15 protein-coding genes are annotated in these 16,401 nt (G+C 37.2%); 3 read left to right on the forward strand and 12 right to left on the reverse strand.

What is annotated here, in order from left to right:
- Positions 1-67: 67 nt before the first annotated feature.
- The 9 genes from P3T75_RS12605 to treP all read right to left on the reverse strand — a co-directional run bounded on the left by P3T75_RS12605 (position 68) and on the right by treP (position 9,534).
- Positions 68-598: a histidine phosphatase family protein gene (locus P3T75_RS12605; protein ID WP_206902620.1), complete on the reverse strand. Its 531-nt coding sequence runs from the start codon at positions 596-598 to the stop codon at positions 68-70.
- Positions 595-1,125 carry a hypothetical protein gene (locus tag P3T75_RS12610; RefSeq protein ID WP_282461769.1) on the reverse strand — a complete coding sequence of 177 codons (531 nt, stop codon included), beginning with the start codon at positions 1,123-1,125 and terminating at the stop codon, positions 595-597. Before P3T75_RS12610 ends, P3T75_RS12605 begins: the two co-directional genes overlap by 4 nt.
- A gap of 56 nt (positions 1,126-1,181) precedes the next feature.
- A complete protein-coding gene (dgoD, locus tag P3T75_RS12615) occupies positions 1,182-2,327 on the reverse strand; it encodes a galactonate dehydratase (RefSeq protein ID WP_282461770.1) in 1,146 nt (381 codons plus the stop codon).
- 78 nt (positions 2,328-2,405) lie between these two features.
- On the reverse strand, positions 2,406-3,770 hold the full coding sequence (locus tag P3T75_RS12620; RefSeq protein WP_206902623.1) for a PTS galactitol transporter subunit IIC: 1,365 nt from the start codon (positions 3,768-3,770) through the stop codon (positions 2,406-2,408).
- A 27-nt stretch (positions 3,771-3,797) separates the two neighbouring features.
- On the reverse strand, positions 3,798-4,079 hold the full coding sequence (locus P3T75_RS12625; protein ID WP_206902624.1) for a PTS sugar transporter subunit IIB: 282 nt from the start codon (positions 4,077-4,079) through the stop codon (positions 3,798-3,800).
- A 24-nt stretch (positions 4,080-4,103) separates the two neighbouring features.
- The gene (locus P3T75_RS12630; protein ID WP_282461771.1) at positions 4,104-4,562 is read right to left on the reverse strand and encodes a PTS sugar transporter subunit IIA; all 459 of its coding nucleotides are present in this window, start codon (positions 4,560-4,562) and stop codon (positions 4,104-4,106) included.
- Between the two features lie 34 nt (positions 4,563-4,596).
- Positions 4,597-5,217, reverse strand: a complete 621-nt coding sequence (locus P3T75_RS12635; protein ID WP_206902626.1) for a bifunctional 4-hydroxy-2-oxoglutarate aldolase/2-dehydro-3-deoxy-phosphogluconate aldolase — start codon at positions 5,215-5,217, stop codon at positions 4,597-4,599.
- Positions 5,218-5,240: 23 nt separating this feature from the next.
- Positions 5,241-7,280 carry a BglG family transcription antiterminator gene (locus P3T75_RS12640; RefSeq protein ID WP_282461772.1) on the reverse strand — a complete coding sequence of 680 codons (2,040 nt, stop codon included), beginning with the start codon at positions 7,278-7,280 and terminating at the stop codon, positions 5,241-5,243.
- Positions 7,281-7,530: 250 nt separating this feature from the next.
- Entirely contained in the window at positions 7,531-9,534 is a 2,004-nt protein-coding gene (treP, locus tag P3T75_RS12645; protein ID WP_282461773.1) for a PTS system trehalose-specific EIIBC component, read from the reverse strand.
- A gap of 303 nt (positions 9,535-9,837) precedes the next feature.
- On the opposite strand from treP, the gene P3T75_RS12650 reads away from it, so the two are divergent.
- From P3T75_RS12650 to treR, 3 genes are all read left to right on the forward strand, one after another.
- Positions 9,838-12,465: a glycoside hydrolase family 65 protein gene (locus P3T75_RS12650; protein ID WP_282461774.1), complete on the forward strand. Its 2,628-nt coding sequence runs from the start codon at positions 9,838-9,840 to the stop codon at positions 12,463-12,465.
- Between the two features lie 87 nt (positions 12,466-12,552).
- The gene (gene pgmB, locus P3T75_RS12655; RefSeq protein ID WP_230709608.1) at positions 12,553-13,203 is read left to right on the forward strand and encodes a beta-phosphoglucomutase; all 651 of its coding nucleotides are present in this window, start codon (positions 12,553-12,555) and stop codon (positions 13,201-13,203) included.
- A gap of 126 nt (positions 13,204-13,329) precedes the next feature.
- Positions 13,330-14,046, forward strand: coding sequence for a trehalose operon repressor (gene treR / locus P3T75_RS12660; protein WP_206902632.1), 717 nt, complete (start codon positions 13,330-13,332; stop codon positions 14,044-14,046).
- A gap of 96 nt (positions 14,047-14,142) precedes the next feature.
- Here treR and P3T75_RS12665 read toward each other — a convergent pair whose 3' ends face one another.
- Genes P3T75_RS12665 through P3T75_RS12675 form a run of 3 tightly spaced genes read right to left on the reverse strand, consistent with a single transcriptional unit; the run spans position 14,143 to position 16,394 of the window.
- On the reverse strand, positions 14,143-15,090 hold the full coding sequence (locus tag P3T75_RS12665) for a nucleoside hydrolase (RefSeq protein WP_282461775.1): 948 nt from the start codon (positions 15,088-15,090) through the stop codon (positions 14,143-14,145).
- 10 nt (positions 15,091-15,100) lie between these two features.
- Entirely contained in the window at positions 15,101-15,583 is a 483-nt protein-coding gene (locus P3T75_RS12670) for a hypothetical protein (protein ID WP_282461776.1), read from the reverse strand.
- Positions 15,576-16,394: a DUF3100 domain-containing protein gene (locus P3T75_RS12675; protein WP_282461777.1), complete on the reverse strand. Its 819-nt coding sequence runs from the start codon at positions 16,392-16,394 to the stop codon at positions 15,576-15,578. The genes P3T75_RS12670 and P3T75_RS12675 overlap by 8 nt, the downstream gene beginning before the upstream one ends.
- Between the last annotated feature and the right edge of the window lie 7 nt (positions 16,395-16,401).

A 16,401-nucleotide genomic window follows, 5' to 3' on the forward strand; every position in this document is an offset into this window, starting at 1 on the left:
TTCGTTGCGGGGCTTTTTGATAAAAAAAATGAGCAGAAAAAATCTGCTCATCCTCCCTAGATTGAAATTAGCCTACACTGTATTGTTTAATTTCTGTGTTAACCAAATTGAAATCTAAAAAATCCTTCATGCTTTTTCCGTAAAAATAATTGTCCACCACGCGACTAACTGCATTATGACAGATGAGAAGAACATCTTCTTTAGCTGCTTCTAATTCAATTAAAAGTGGATAAATCCTACCCGCAACATCTAAAACAGATTCACCATTAGGAAATGGCAGTGACAATTCTACTCTAACTTTTTGAAATTCTACATTTGCAATAGCCTGACCATCATAAATACCAAAATCCATTTCAGTCAACCTTTTATCTGTTATTATAGGCAGCTTTAACTTTTCATTTACAACTTTTGCCGTATCTTGGGCTCGGCTTAAGGGCGAGACAATAATCTTATTAAGATTAATTTTTTCATCCACTATTTTTTGTGCTAAATTTTCTGCCTGTTGGTACCCTACTGGCGTCAATGGAACATCTGCACGACCGCAAATTCTCTTTTCTACATTCCATTGTGTTTGACCATGACGTGCAAGATAAATCATAATTTAGTACTCCTTAGTCTTTTTGCTGGAGATTTCGACTGTTTCTTCTTTGGATTAGATGTTACTTTTTCCTCCGGCATTTCACCAATCACTAATTTATTTTCCAAGCCATTTTGACTTAAAAATTTTTCAATTGATTTTAAATCTTGACTAAACAAGGTAGAAAAGTGGGAATTCTTTCCTTTGTAAAACGTGACAAAAGTTTCACCTAAACGGCTATCTTCTAACTGAATTGCTTCAAATTGTTGATAATCACCTGTGAGAATACCAAATTTGATTAAGCGCTTTTGTGTCAATCCTTCTCTTAATAAACCGATTGAAGCAATCATAATAGCAAAAATGCCCAGTTTGATTTGATCAGCTAATTGTTGTGGCCAAAAGATAATTAAAACACTGACTGCCAAGGTTAACATTAAGCCGACTTTGATAAAATTACGTTTTGCTAAAATGACTACTTCTTTTTGATCTCTAATTTGAATGAAAAGAAGTATCACCAAAAAAGCTCCGATAACAATGGCTTCAGCCATTTCAATCAACTACCTTTCCTATTAAACCTAAGATAAAACTATTTTGCTACTCATGACTACCATTCCGCTATGGTACCATCATAGTTTTTCCATTGTGGATTCGTCCAAACTAAACCTTCTTGTGCAATTTCTTTGATTTTATCTTCATCCATAATTAAACCCAAGCCAGGTTTATCCGGCAAATCAACGAAACCATCCTTATATTGGAAAACCTCTTTATTTTTGACAAAATCTAATAAGTCAAACCCTTTATTGTAGTGAATACCCAGACTTTGTTCTTGAATGAAAACATTCGGTGTGCAGGCATCTACTTGCAATGTTGCCGCTAATGCTACCGGTCCATATGGTGCATGAGGTGCAACGGCCATGTCATAAGCTTCCGCCATAGCAGCAATTTTCCGTGTTTCTAAAATCCCGCCACACAAAGCAACGTCTGGCTGAATAATATCAATAGCACCTTGCTTGAAAATATTCTTAAATTGCCAACGCGTATACAATCGTTCGCCCGTTGCTAATGGTACGGCAACTGAATTAGCGACTTCTTTGAAATGTTCTTCATTTTCTGGTAACACAACTTCTTCTAGGAACATTGGATGATAAGGTTCTAAAGTTCTTGCCAACACCTTAGCCATCGGTTTGTGAACCCGACCGTGGAAATCAACACCAATCGCCATCTTATCCCCAAATCTTTCACGAATAGATGCCACGCGTTCAACGACCTCATCAACTTTTTCATAAGAATCAATGTAGTGTAACTCTTCTGTTGCGTTCATTTTTACCGCAGTAAAGCCGCGATCAAACCGATCTTGCGCCTGTTCCACAACCTCGCTAGGGCGATCGCCGCCAATCCATGAATAGACTTTTATTTTATCTCTGGCAGCGCCGCCTAACAATTCATAGACAGGAACATTGAAAGCTTTCCCTTTAATATCCCATAATGCCATTTCTAATCCAGAAATAATCGTGCCATTAATTGGGCCACCACGGAAAAAGGAACGGTGCATTTCTTGAAATAATCGTTCAATTTCAAAAGGATTACGGCCAATCAAGCGATTTCCAATTTCGTAAGCACCTGCTACGACAGTTTCTGTTTTGGTACCAGAAATCATTTCCCCCCAACCATCAATTCCCTCATCTGTCGAAACTTTTACAAAAATCCAACGTGGTTTCACTTTGTATACGGTAATATTTGATATTTTCACAGTATCTTCGCTCCTTTATTCAGACTGTTAATTTCTAACAGTCTGAATAGCATGAATTTTTTTGAAATTTTACTCATCTTATTCTGTAACAGGCTCTTCTGTTTCTTTATTGATGTGTTTTACTTTATCAAAATAATACCAAGCTGCGGCAAATACGATAAGTAAAATCGGAATACCAATAAGTGGTTGGTAAGAAAATGCTAAGAATACTAAATAGCTTTGAATCATTGAGGTTGCAGCAAATGATGAAATTAGCATCGAACTTGAACCTAGATCAATGCCTACTTGTTTTGCAATCGCCGTTAAAATTGGAGAAGTTGCAGTGCCGCACCACAGCAATGACGCTGTTACAACTAGCCCAATCACGATATTTTTCAATAAGTTGCCTCGTGTTAAAGCAACAACCATCGCTACGCGAAAAGGCACTACTGCTAAATCAGCAAACGGCAATACGCGATTTCCAGGTAACACTAAAGCCATTGCAATTGTTAATGGAATAATGATCAATGCCGTCGTAATAACGTCGGGATTGCCGACAACTACTGCAGCATCCAAACCAATAAATAAGCGACGGCCTTTGAATTTTTCTTGTGACCATTTTTGTGCTGCATCAGAAATTGGCATTAAGCCTTCCATAAATAGCGCTGTCATTTTTGGAATTAAAACCAAAACTGCCGACATACTAACACCTAATTGCAGTACAGCTTTAATGTCATATCCAGCTAGAAAACCAATCACTAAGCCGATAACCAAGCCCATAATCATTGAATCACCAAAAAATCCCAAGTATTTTTGTGCGTCTTTAATAGTGAATTTTGATTTGCGGAAAAAAGGAATTTTATCCAACAGCCAATTTAGTGGCCATGCAATTACAAGTGAAGACAATGCCGACACGGTTGGTAAAGATACTCCTGGTATCCCAAAGAAATCTTCTACTAACGGCTGTGACCAGTCAGACATTTTAAAGGTAATAACTGCCATTACAACAGATGCGCCCACGCCAAGAAATACATTTTTTGTTACGAAGTACACCATAACCCCAACAATTGCCATGTGATGATAATTCCAAATATCGACATCTAATGTTTGAGTCTTTTTCAAGATCAATAACACAATATTAACGATTAAAATTGCAAAAATTAAAACGGCAATAATAGGAGATGCCCACGTTACCGCGGCAATTGATCCCCACCCGACATCTAAAGCATCTAGTTTTACACCTGTTCGTTCTACCATCGCTTTTGCAGCTGGTCCAACATTGGTGGTCATAAAGTCTAAAATCAATTTGATACCTGCAAAACCAATTGCTAGCGTCAACCCCGACTTAAATGCTCGGGTAATTTTCAACCCAAAAATCAATCCAATAATTGTAATAATTACCGGCAACATTACGGTTGGACCAGCGTCAATGAAGAAATTAAATACACTCATAATAATATTCATGTTAGTCTTCTACCTCCGATTTATTGATTAGTCTTGTAGTTTTGCTAAGATTTCTTCCATCGTTTTATCTGCGCCAATTCCCGTTAAGATTGGCATGCCTTTAACCACAGGAACATCTCCTGTTTGCCCATCAAATTGACCTGTCGTTACTAACAAATCGTAGCCTTGAACTTTTCCAGGCACTTCCATTAGTTTTGTCTGTGTCGTTTCAACCTGTACACCATGTTCCGTTAAATAATCTTTGACCTTTGAAGCGACTACTGTTGACGTTGCAATTCCATTTCCACAAGCTACTAAAATTCTTTTCATAATAAATTCCTCCAATTTATTTTTTTAATTAATTGCTGTTTTTACTAGTTTTAATAACTCTTGATCATTACGAGCATTGACCATTTCTTGTCTTAATGGTTCATCTTGAATTAAACCCACAATTTTTTGTAACATCTCTACTTGACCATGGGGCTCGCCAATCGCCATCATGATAATAATTTGAACAGGTAGTGTCGCTGCATTTTCTTCCATATTGTGAAATTCAATTGGTTCTTTTAATGTTGCAATAGCTAAGGTTGTTTTTTCTACCAACTCATAATTCGCATGCGGAATTGCCACAGCTGGTTGGGTTGAAGGCAATCCAGTTGGATATTCCTTTTCTCTTTCCTTAATTGCTACAATATATTTTTCTTTTACATAACCTTTTTCAAATAATTGCTCTGCTAAATAACCCAAAGCATCATCTGCATCCTTTACGTCAAGATCACGAAAGACTAATTCTTCATGAAGATATACTTCCATCTGTTTTCCTCCTCAAAACTCACCTGAAAATTTATTATTTTATCCTTTCCAATAATAATTGCAGCGATTTTGCTAAATTGGGGATATTTAACTCTTTTAAATCTTCTTTGTTAAACATGCCCGAACCAAGCCCTAAATAACTGGCCTGATTTTCAAAAAATGCTCTTGCATTATCTGTACTCACTCCGCCGACACCCATCAATGGTAATTTTCCCAAAGGTGCTTGAACATCTTTAAAGAAACGCGGAGTCACAACCGCTGCCGGAAAAACTTTAACAATGTCAGCACCATTCTTAAACATCTCATCAATTTCAGAAGGCGTCATTGCCGCTGGAACTGCCAAGATATTTTTTTCATTAGCAAACGCTAACATTTCTTTTGTAAACACATGTGGTCCCAAAAGGAATTTTGCACCTGCTGCATAGGCTGCTTTAGCATCTTCAATTGTTCGAACAGTTCCAGCACCAATCTTTATTTTGTCACCAAATTGGGCGTTTAACCGTTTAATATTTTCCAATGCATTTTCTGTATTCAAGGTCATCTCTACGGCATAATCTTTTTCAAAACCGTTCATTGCTTTTAAAATCGCCTCGGCTTGTTCAAAAGAATAACCTCGCATAATAATAGTCAATTTGGGATACTCTTCTAATTTCATTTTTTCTCCTTTCAATTACTTCGTTACGTATGTTGTCGGATTAATTGGTAACTCGTGACTTCGTCGGATTGTTTCAATTTTTGAATCAATTCATCATTTTCACTAATGGCCGCAATTTGATTAATTGCACGCAGATGTCTTGTTAAATCATAAAAAGCAAGTGGCATAACCAAAGACACTTGATGCCCGCCAGGAAATTCTATTGGTTCTGGACTAATCAACAAACTTACACCATCTCTTAAAACACCATGATCTGTGGTTGTGTGAGGAATACAGGTTTGACTTCCAAGATAACCAGAGTAATTTACATCCTTAATTTGACGGATACAATCCTCATAAAATCGCTCATCAATAATGCGACTTTCCAGTAAAGGCTGACACGCGATTTTCACTGCATCTTGCCATATAACTGGCTGATTTATAACGGTGATAAAATTAGGCTTCAAATAATGTGTTAAAGCTGGTAACACTTTATGGTTTTCTAAAGACGTATTGTTATTCGCTTGCAATAGAAAATATTGCAATTCTTCTTTTAGATTACGTAGACTGCTAATTTTGGCATGTTTTTGAATAATTCCAATTAGCTCATCCACTGCCTGATCCATCTGATCAATTCCCAAATCGCTTAGTACACGATAACGTAAACTAATCTGCTCTTTATACGACATAATCGGATCAACAATGAATTGGACTAAATTAGTTTTTAACGGTGTCGTGGTAAAAACCAAATCATAATCTTCTTCAAAATGATAAAAATCTCTAACAGAAAATGAAGCTAGAAAATGGATCTCTGGAAACAACTGTTTTAAACTTTCTCGCATCAACTTTGAAACCATTACACCATTCGTACAAACAACAACAGCTCTGGGTTTTTGCTTTTGATGTTTGCTGTGACTTGTTAACTGGAAGCCAAAATAGTAAGACAATAAGTTTAGTTCATCCTCAGGAAAGGCTTTGCCCAACCATTTTTCAATCGGTGTAATCAGTTCTTTCATCAATTCCACTAAAATCCCATGATTACTATCTTGGATTAAATTTTCTAACGAATATACACCTAGACTCAAGTTATATCGAATCCTGAAACAGGCAGGTCGTAAATGATTCAAAATTCTCCGTTCAAAACTTTCTCTGTCTTCTATCACAATTAATGTCTGATTTTGAAATATTTCTACCATTTGGTGAATGAGACGTCGTAGTTGTAAGTCGGAATCAAAATCTTGCGTTGTTTTTTTCTCAAAAATATTGGAAGTTAAAAATAATAATGTTAGCCACTCCAAGTATTTTTGATTTAACTGCCAACTTGTTTCACTCACTAATATTTGTAGCAACTTGAATTCAGGAGTTTGGCTGACGCGTTCTTGTAAAAAGTCTGAATTACTTTTTTCTCGTAAACCACGACTAATTAAAAAGCGCGCTGCCGATTGCAAGTAGTCTACCGATTCGTCTGAGTAACTCAAGTGCAGCATTTGTTCCATACCATGAATAAGATGGATAATTTCTTCTTCGCTAACATTTGTTGCTAAAAAATCACGCACCTTGTCCTCTTGAAAAATAGGATGCTGGTGAACCATATCAGACATTAGTTGCAAAAGGCGGTGTTCTGACCCCTTTAAACTGTATCCATTTATTCGATCGTAAACTAACTCCAACTCATATTTGGATGCCAACCATTCTGACTTCTTTAAATCTTCAATAATTGTACTTTTACTAACATCTAACAAATCTATAAAATGATCCAATCCAACATAGCCAGTATCTGTTACTAAAAGCATTAAGATCAAAGCGGCCCGATCACTTTCAGATAAACCATCAGCGATGCTATAAAAATTCTGCTTATTTTCTTCAACTGTCAGCATTTGAATAACTTCTAATGGAATTTCAAAATCTCCACTATGGTTTCGTTTAATCTTTGGAATTTTTTTCAATTCCAATTCACTATTAAAAGTATTGATAGCATAGTTAATTTGACGCTTAGTTAAACTTAACTTTGTTGTTAAATCATTCATTTTTAACTCAGGATTGCGAATCAATAAAGAAAGAATTTTCCGGATACGTTCATTCATTTGTATTACCTCCTGGCACTTTTCATTATAAAATCTTTTCAAGTCACTTTGTTCACGCTTTCATATCAGAATTTGTCACACATTAAATTATCTCTTGTCACGCCTTAATAATAACTTTAACCATCGGACGAAAAAGTAAGGTAGAAGAATTATTCTTCTACCTTACCAGATTTTATGATTAGTTGATTTTTAATTAAAAAAATAAGCCCAACACCATAACAGTGCGGGCTTATATTATTTACTAAATATCCTACTCCATTACCTCAACTTCACCAATTTTAGTTTGTTGGGCAATCTCACCGGTTTTATTTAAGGTGAAGCCGGCGATTTTTTCAGTGTTGGTAAAGGCAACGACGACGTCTGTTTTTTTACCTGCCGCTAATACTTCCTCTAAATTCATAAGTGATAATAATGTATCCGGCGTAACGGTATCGCCAACTTTAACTAACACCTCAAATGGTGCGCCTTTCAATTCCACAGTGTCTAAGCCCATGTGAACTAAAACTTCAGCACCTCCTGGCGTTTTAATGCCAATTGCGTGTTTTGTTTCAAAAATACTCATGACTTTACCATGCACTGGCGCATAAATTTCTTGTGCCTTAGGTTTAACGGCAAAACCGTCACCCATCATTTTTTGCGAAAAGACTGGATCTGATACCTGACCGATAGCGATAACTTCCCCTTCTACCGGAGCAAAAATATCTTCTTTTGTCACAACTCCCGGAGCGTTATCTGAAACACTGGCTCCTTCAGCTGGATGAGTCACGCTAACAGCTGCTCCGCCAGCAGTTGCCATAGCAAAGCCGCTTTCGTCTAATTGTGGTTCCAATTTATTCAAAACTTTAACCTTACGGAAGACAAAGGTCATTACAAAAGTAATTACCATTGTAACCAGCATGGAAATAAATACCATTGGATAATTTTCAATCTTAAAGGACAAGAAGCCTGGTAGACCGCCGACCCCAATTCCCAAAGCACGAGTATTGGTAATGGTAATCAACATGCCTCCAATTGCAGAACCCACCATGGCAGCTACAAATGGATAGACATACTTCAAGTTAATCCCAAACATTGCCGGTTCTGTTACCCCAAGGTAAGCAGAAATAGTTGCCGGGACAGAAATTTGTTCTTCTTTTTTGTTGCCGCGATGTTGGAAGTAAACAGCTAATACTGCTGTACCTTGCGCAATATTGGATAACATAATCATTGGCCATAAGTTTGTTGATCCAAAATCAGCTACTAATTGTGAATCGATGGCTAATGTGGTGTGGTGCAGCCCGGTAATAACCAACGGCGCATACAAACCACCAAAGACTAAACTGAACAACCAGCTGAAAGATGAAGATAGACCAGCGTTTACAACGTAAGAGATTCCTGAACCAATCTGCCAGCCAATTGGGCCTAAAATCATATGTGCAGCCAAAATTGTTGGTAATAATGAAAACAGCGGTACAAAAATCATCGAAACTGCTTCTGGAATGTGTTTTCTAAAGAAGCGTTCCAAGTAAACCAACATGAAACCAGCCAACATTGCTGGAATCACTTGCGCTTGATACCCGATTTTTTCAATGGTGAAAAAACCAAAATCCCACGTCCAATTTTTAGCGATATCAGCAGCACTCGTACCATTTACAGCATAAGCATTTAATAATTGCGGAGAAACTAATGTAATCCCTAAAACAATCCCTAAAATTTGTGTTGTTCCCATTTTACGCGTAATTGACCATGTGATACCCACAGGTAAGAAGTGGAAAATTGCTTCACAAGGCAGCCACAAGAAACCATTAACACCATTCCAAAAAACAGATGATTGTGTAATCGTTTGACCACCCAGCATCTCTAGGGGCACACCTTCTAAAAAGTTACGGAAACCTAGCATCAAACCACCAACGATAATGGCCGGTAATAATGGCGTAAATATTTCTGCCAAAACGCCAATTAAGCGTTGTGCAATGTTTTGATTTTGTTTAGCCGCAGCTTTACTAGCCTCTTTTGAAACGCCTTCAATTCCTGATACTGCTGAAAAATCATTGTAAAAATCTGGCACTTCATTGCCGATGATAACTTGAAATTGTCCAGCGTTTGTAAATGTGCCTTTGACACTCGACAAATCTTCAATGGCCGGTACATTTGCTTTACTATCATCATTTAAAACAAAGCGCATCCGTGTAACACAGTGGGTAACTGCAGCGATATTTTCTTTACCGCCTAATTCTTTCAACAATTGCTCAGCATCTTGTTGGAATTTTCCCATTGTTAAAACCCCTTTCATTTTTAAAACTTGTATATATAAGTTCATCAACTAAAGCAATCATACCTTGCATACCATTTTTTTGCAAGCGTTTTATTAACAAAAAACGTAATTTTCTCATTTTAAAAAATTACTTACCTTATATAAAGCGTGAAATTATCACACTTTAAAATAGCAATTTTTTCAATTTCAAATTCCACTGTTATTATCATTATATTTTAAATTTACTTTTAACAGTTGAAATCGTTATCAACTTGTCTTATAATTAAGCTACATGTATAGACAAGTATCAGAGAGGAGCATTTTATGAAGCTGGCAGAAATAAATACACACAAAAAGAATTGGCAAGTGACTTTACCAACAGAAACACTGACTGTAACAGGAACTGTCAACGAAAAAGCGCAGCAATTAGTCGCTATCCTGACTGACACAGCAATAAATGGTGGAATGATCACAGGAGATGAGGTCATACTAGATCAACCTGATGGCATTTTCGAACTAAGTCAGTGGTTAACAGAAAAACTAAATTTACCTTTTGTTTTAGCAACAGATAATTTTACTAAAGCTGCCGAAGACTTAAAATGGCAAGTGACTTATCACGGCTATCGTCCAGGAAAAGACGAATATTCGGTTGAATCACTTTTAACGGTCGGCAATGGATTTATGGGATTGCGGGGAACCATGCCGGAAATGGAAATTAGCGATGACCACTACCCTGCTACTTATTTAGCCAGCCTATATAACACTGCAGCTTCGATCGTGGCAGATCAGACAATTTATAACGAAGATTTTGTAAATGCACCCAACTTGCAGAAAATTTACTTGATTGTTGACGATGAAAAAATTGCTTTTGAAAAAGATCAAATCAAAAAATTAACGCGAACATTGCATATGAAAACCGGTCTATTTACCGCTAATGCCATCGTGACCACAAAGTCTGGTAAAGATATTGCCATCAAAGTCAAAAAAATCGCCAACATGGAACATACAGCGCAATACAGCATCCATTATGCTTTTATGCCGCTAAACTTTTCTGGTACTGTCACGGTCGTAACAGAAGCAGATGGCGACGTCTATAACTACAATGTCGCCCGTTACCGCAGTTTAACCAAAGACCATTTGGATATTACGGGACTTCACGCAACAGGCAAAAAAGCCCTCTTAGTGGCTAAAACAAAAGCTTCTGAGATTACAGTCACCAAGTATTCTGAACTTTTCAGTGATACCCTTGATTTAACGCAATTGGAAAATACGCAGACAGATAAAGTGATCCGTCAAAAAATTACCTTTTCTGCTGCCAAAAATACTTGGTACAGCTTAGACAAAACCGTAAGTGTGGCCCAACGCCGTAAAGAAGAGTCCCCTTTTGAAATTGATCTGAATACAATTACGCTACCTGATTTTAAAACCAGTGCAGCGCAATCAGCTATCGCTTGGCAAATTTTGTGGGACAAAGCAGCCATTACAGTCAGCGGGGATTTAATGAGCCAAAAATTATTAAATCTCCACACGTATCACCTGCTCTGTTCCGCGTCACCTAATGGAAATAAAGGCTTAGATGCTTCAATTACCGCACGGGGATTACACGGAGAAGCTTATCGCGGTCATATTTTTTGGGATGAATTATTTATTTTACCGTTTTATATTATTCATTTTCCAAAAACAGCGCGAGAAATTCTGTTATACCGTTACCGTCGGTTAAAAGCAGCTAAAATCGATGCCAAAAAAGCGGGCTATAAAGGGGCCATGTTCCCATGGCAGTCTGGTTTAGAGGGTACTGAACAATCACAAGAACTACACTTGAATCCGATCAGCGGCAAATGGAAAGAAGATCACAGTCGCCTGCAACGTCACGTTTCTTTAGCTATTGCTTATAATATTTGGCAGTACTTTAATAACGCTCAAGACGAAGATTTTATGAAGCAATACGGTTTAGAATTGATGCTAGAAATTGCTCACTTCTGGGAAAGTGCTGCAATTTGGGATGAAAAACTAGAACGCTACTCCATTGATCATGTCATGGGACCTGACGAGTTTCACGAAAGCTATCCCAATTCTGAAAAAGGCGGTCTAAAAAACAACGCCTATACGAATATGATGGTCGTTTGGCTGTTTGAAGAAATTGCACGACTACAAGAAGTTTTGCCAACCGACTTTGCGGCAACTGTCGAAAAATCCGGCATCTCGGCTGAAACATTGCACCGAATGAAAGATATTAAAAATAAATTGGCCTTGGAAATTAACGAAGACGGGATTATTGCCCAATTTGAAGGCTACTTTAATTTAAAGGATTTAGATTGGGATTATTACCAAGAAAAATATGGCAATGTTTACCGCATGGATCGCATTTTAAACGCAGAAGGCCATTCTGCTGACGAATACAAAGTGGCTAAGCAAGCTGACAGTTTGATGATTTTCTATAACTTTCCGCAACAAAAAGTGGATGAAATCTTACAAGACTTAAACTATGACTTGCCAGCTGATTACGTAACGAAGAATCTGGCTTATTATTTAGCACGAACTTCCCATGGTTCCACTTTATCTCGTGTCGTGCACGCACAGCTTGCGGCAATGGTTGATGACCAAGATTTGGCTTGGCAACTGTATAAAGAGGCACTTTATTCTGATTATCGCGATATTCAAGGTGGTACAACTGCCGAAGGAATTCACGCAGGTGTGATGGCGGCCACACTTTATATTCCATTAACTACTTTTGCTGGTTTGGATATTCGTCAAGAAGTCTTGAACTTAACACCAAACTTGCCAAAAGCTTGGGAATCCCTTTCCTATAAATTAAAAATTCGCGGTGTCCACTTTGCTATTGCCTTAACCCACAGAAAAATTATTATTACAGCTGACGAGACAATTACAATTAAAGTTTGCGGCAAACCTGTTACACTAGAGGCAGGCGTGAAAACAGCGGTTTCATATTAAATAATCGTAGCTGTAGGTCATAAAACTAAAAACGGGATTTAGCCTGCAGCTTTTTACAAACAAAAAAAGGAAATGAGGAAAGTTTTTATGAAAAAAGGTTTTATCTTTGATTTGGATGGCGTTATTACAGACACAGCAAAATATCACTTTATTGCTTGGCGCGATTTAGGTGCTGAAATTGGAGTGGGCGTTGATTTAAAATTCAATGAACAGTTAAAAGGAATCAGCCGGATGGACTCTTTGGACCGCATTTTGGCCCATGGTGGCAAAGAAAACGACTTTACAATGGATCAAAAAGAAGCATTAGCCGCTAAGAAAAATACTCATTATGTTGAACTATTGCAATCTTTAACGCCACAAGACCTATTACCAGGTGTCAAAGAATTTTTAGACGCTGCCAATGCCAAACAAATTCCCTGTGCCATTGCTTCTGCTTCCAAGAACGCACCTTTTATTTTAGAAAAATTAGGAGTGAAAGATCAATTTGCCGGTATCGTTGATCCAGCAACTTTACACAAAGGTAAACCTGATCCAGAAATTTTCATTAAAGCAGCTGAACTTTTAAATATTAAACCAGAAGAAGCAGTCGGCTTTGAAGATGCTCAAGCTGGTATTGACGGAATTAAAGCTTGTGGTATGTACGCCGTGGGTGTTTTATCCGGTGAACCTTTACACGGCGCTGACTTGACTTGCCATGAATTAACCGAACTTAACATCGATGAGCTCTTACAAAAATAATGGGTGCCTATCAGCGCTGATAATTTTAGCACTTCATGAAAATATACGCCAAATCAGATAGATTTTGCGAAAGTAAGTTGCTTTTTACACAAATGCTTTTTACAATGAGGACTGGGAGGGGACGTAATGAATAAATTTCGGGAGATTTTTTTAGACTTGGAACAAAAGATTCTAAATGGTGAATATCCCCCACAATCATTGTTACCAAGTGAAAATCAACTGATTAAGGTATACAATGTCTCACGGGAAACTGTCCGCAAAGCACTAAATTTATTAAAAGATGCTGGTTATATTCAAAAAAAACAAGGAAAAGGTTCAATCGTCTTAGACATTAACCGCTTTGACTTTCCTATTTCTGGTCTAACCAGTTTTAAAGAGCTACAAGAAGCGCAACACATTCCAAATGAAACCAAAGTTGTGGAACTAAAAAAAGTTGCCGTCTCTCCTAGCCTTAGTCAAAAAACTGACTGGCCGGTCGCAAGCGAAGCTTGGAAGCTCGTGCGACAAAGAAAAATCGACGGTGAAGTTGCGATTTTGGATCGAGACTATTTAGCCATGACTATTATTCCAGAACTACCAGTTAAAAAAGCCGAAGACTCGCTTTATGGTTATTTAGAAAATGACTTGGGGCTTGTAATCGCCTATGCACAAAAGGAGATTACCGTAGAACCTGTCGACAAAGAAATCCGCGAACTGATGGAATTATCCATGGAAGAACAGCATGCGGTCTTTGTTCGCAGCTTAGTATTTTTGGAAGATACCCGTTGCTTTGAGTACACTGAATCCATCCACAAACTAGATAAATTTCGCTTCTTGGAATTCGCCCGGCGCCGAAAAGCTTAGTGAAATTAAAGAATCGCAATAACTTCTAATAGCTGAGTTATTGCGATTCTTTCTTTATAATCTATGAAGAAGTTCCCCTATCTTTTTTTCTAATATCTAACTACTTAATACTTCTGTTAATTTCCGCGAAATCTTACTTTCATAATATTTTACATCCAAATCAAGTACTACTGAACAATTCCGTTGCTTATTGAATTCCATTCTTTCACAATCCATGACTATCCGTCCCAGTTGATCCTCTTCTAGTAGTACTTTAAGTTTCAGTGGCACCTTATATATTCTAGAATTATCTAAAGCGATTGCTACTGCTAAAGGATCATGCAAGGCACATCCAGCCGCTTCACTGTTAACAAATTCGTGTGCAGAAATATAATAATCAACAAGGTGGTAAAATAACTGTTGATTGCGAGTTCCAAATTTCCAATCAGAGACATCATCTCGGGTTAGGAGGGTCCGTAATGAAACATCTAATCCAACTAATAGGAGTGGAATATTACTATCCAAGATTTTTTTCGCAGCATGAGCATCATGAAAAAAATTTGCCTCAGCCACCCTACTTACATTTCCTTGAACAACTAAAGCTCCACCCATTATCACTAATTCCTTAATCCCCTCAATCGCAACAGAATCTATGTCTAATGCTTTGGATATGTTCGTTAGTGGACCAGTTGCAATAACTGTCAAATTATCGCCATACTTTCGTGCTGAATTAATAATAAACTCTGCCGCCGATTGCGTATTATCTTGTCGAACTATCTCACCTAAAGAAATATCTGCTACACCATTGCTACCATGAAAAATTTTACTGCCCCTTTTTTGTATATAGTGATCTTCAGCAATCGCACAATCACTACCTTTAAATACTGGAATCGAACTTAGCTCCAACATTTCTAATATATTTACGGTATTCATTGTTGCAGACTCTAAACTTGTATTACCAAAAACAGTAGTTATACCCAGGATGTCTTTTTTCACTTCGCTAATTAAGTAGGCCAATGCCAATGCATCATCAATTCCTGTATCAATATCTAAAATATACTTCATAAGCTCCACCTTATCCCACTATCATTAATCCCAGCTGAGCCAATATTACTCGACCAACATAGCTACCTATAAATACAAAACTTGCTACAATAATATATTTCCAAGAATTTTTACCTAAATCTCCCAGACTATTAGCAACAGAAATACCAGCAAATGCTAAGACTGGTGTAGTAATTGCAAGAAAATCCACTTTTCCAATTATTTCAATAAAAAAATCAGAACCCAGACAAAACACCAACGAAATAATTGATACCCATCCTAACACTGGAAATTCTGCTAATATTTTTATTTTAGTCTTCTTCATCGCCTGGGCAAAAATCATTCCTAAAAAAGCAAACGACACTAGGACCAATACGCCAATAATAGTATCTAAATTTACTGGTAAAGATTCTGGATTCTTCATAAACTTTATTTGCTGTGTAAAGAGTATTAATCCCGCTCCTAAAAGGAGGATCTTTAGATTGCTTAGTTGTGATTTACATATCTCATTCATTGTTGACACCTCCAAGAGGAATATTTATCGCGTTTTCCTTAGTTAATAAATTGAATATAACGTTCATTAATGGAATTGATAAAAATACCATTATATATGTGCCCATAAAACTTGTAATTAGTTGACTAGCAGCTGCATAAGAAAAAATGGTTTCAGCGTGATTTGGATATAACGGTATTAGAGAACTTGATGCAGCAGTCATCATACTTGCTGAACCTAATCCCGTTCCAATCGCTAATGCACGGTAATCAAAGCCAAGAATATTAATAACCGGTGGAATAAAACTAAAAATAATTGAACCAAACAGCGTGCCAACTAAATAAATGGATAAAACACCTCGACCTTCGGGGCTGTTCAAACTAAACTTTTCTGAAATATAAGCTAATTCCCCTTCGCGACCAATTCCCAGTGTTGCACCGATTGATTCTCTTTTTAGTCCCAACAATAACGCAATTGGTAATCCTAATAGAACCGTTCCGATATTTCCTATTGCCTGAAGAATAAAGACCCAGCCCAACTGGAAAATTTCATTTAATTTTGGCGCAACATCTGCACCATAGCGTGCCATCAACGGTAGCATAATGAAAATCATATTAGTTCCAGCAAATTCTATATTTCCTGTTGTATAAATTTTTTGCAAAAGACCTCGACGAAGCAATTTTGTTCCTAAAATCATCGTTAACAAAACAGCAAATGCTAGTGGCAATATGCTGACATGAAATGATCCTACCGCGAAACTTTTCACTCCTATGAATTCAGCAACGACAATAATACAAAGAACGTAAATTAGAAAACTTATTTTTTCTTTCATCAAATAT

The sequence above is a fragment of the Enterococcus montenegrensis genome, from assembly GCF_029983095.1.
GTDB lineage: Bacteria > Bacillota > Bacilli > Lactobacillales > Enterococcaceae > Enterococcus_C > Enterococcus_C montenegrensis.

What these genes read in the sequence shown, in the direction of transcription:
- P3T75_RS12605 (WP_206902620.1), bottom strand. Translation starts at nt 598, where the DNA reads ATGATTTATCTTGCACGTCATGGTCAAACACAATGGAATGTAGAAAAG.
- P3T75_RS12610 (WP_282461769.1), bottom strand. Translation starts at nt 1,125, where the DNA reads ATGGCTGAAGCCATTGTTATCGGAGCTTTTTTGGTGATACTTCTTTTC.
- P3T75_RS12620 (WP_206902623.1), bottom strand. Translation starts at nt 3,770, where the DNA reads ATGAATATTATTATGAGTGTATTTAATTTCTTCATTGACGCTGGTCCA.
- P3T75_RS12625 (WP_206902624.1), bottom strand. Translation starts at nt 4,079, where the DNA reads ATGAAAAGAATTTTAGTAGCTTGTGGAAATGGAATTGCAACGTCAACA.
- P3T75_RS12630 (WP_282461771.1), bottom strand. Translation starts at nt 4,562, where the DNA reads ATGGAAGTATATCTTCATGAAGAATTAGTCTTTCGTGATCTTGACGTA.
- P3T75_RS12635 (WP_206902626.1), bottom strand. Translation starts at nt 5,217, where the DNA reads ATGAAATTAGAAGAGTATCCCAAATTGACTATTATTATGCGAGGTTAT.
- P3T75_RS12640 (WP_282461772.1), bottom strand. Translation starts at nt 7,280, where the DNA reads ATGAATGAACGTATCCGGAAAATTCTTTCTTTATTGATTCGCAATCCT.
- treP (WP_282461773.1), bottom strand. Translation starts at nt 9,534, where the DNA reads ATGGGAAAATTCCAACAAGATGCTGAGCAATTGTTGAAAGAATTAGGC.
- P3T75_RS12650 (WP_282461774.1), top strand. Translation starts at nt 9,838, where the DNA reads ATGAAGCTGGCAGAAATAAATACACACAAAAAGAATTGGCAAGTGACT.
- pgmB (WP_230709608.1), top strand. Translation starts at nt 12,553, where the DNA reads ATGAAAAAAGGTTTTATCTTTGATTTGGATGGCGTTATTACAGACACA.
- treR (WP_206902632.1), top strand. Translation starts at nt 13,330, where the DNA reads ATGAATAAATTTCGGGAGATTTTTTTAGACTTGGAACAAAAGATTCTA.
- P3T75_RS12665 (WP_282461775.1), bottom strand. Translation starts at nt 15,090, where the DNA reads ATGAAGTATATTTTAGATATTGATACAGGAATTGATGATGCATTGGCA.
- P3T75_RS12670 (WP_282461776.1), bottom strand. Translation starts at nt 15,583, where the DNA reads ATGAATGAGATATGTAAATCACAACTAAGCAATCTAAAGATCCTCCTT.
- P3T75_RS12675 (WP_282461777.1), bottom strand. Translation starts at nt 16,394, where the DNA reads ATGAAAGAAAAAATAAGTTTTCTAATTTACGTTCTTTGTATTATTGTC.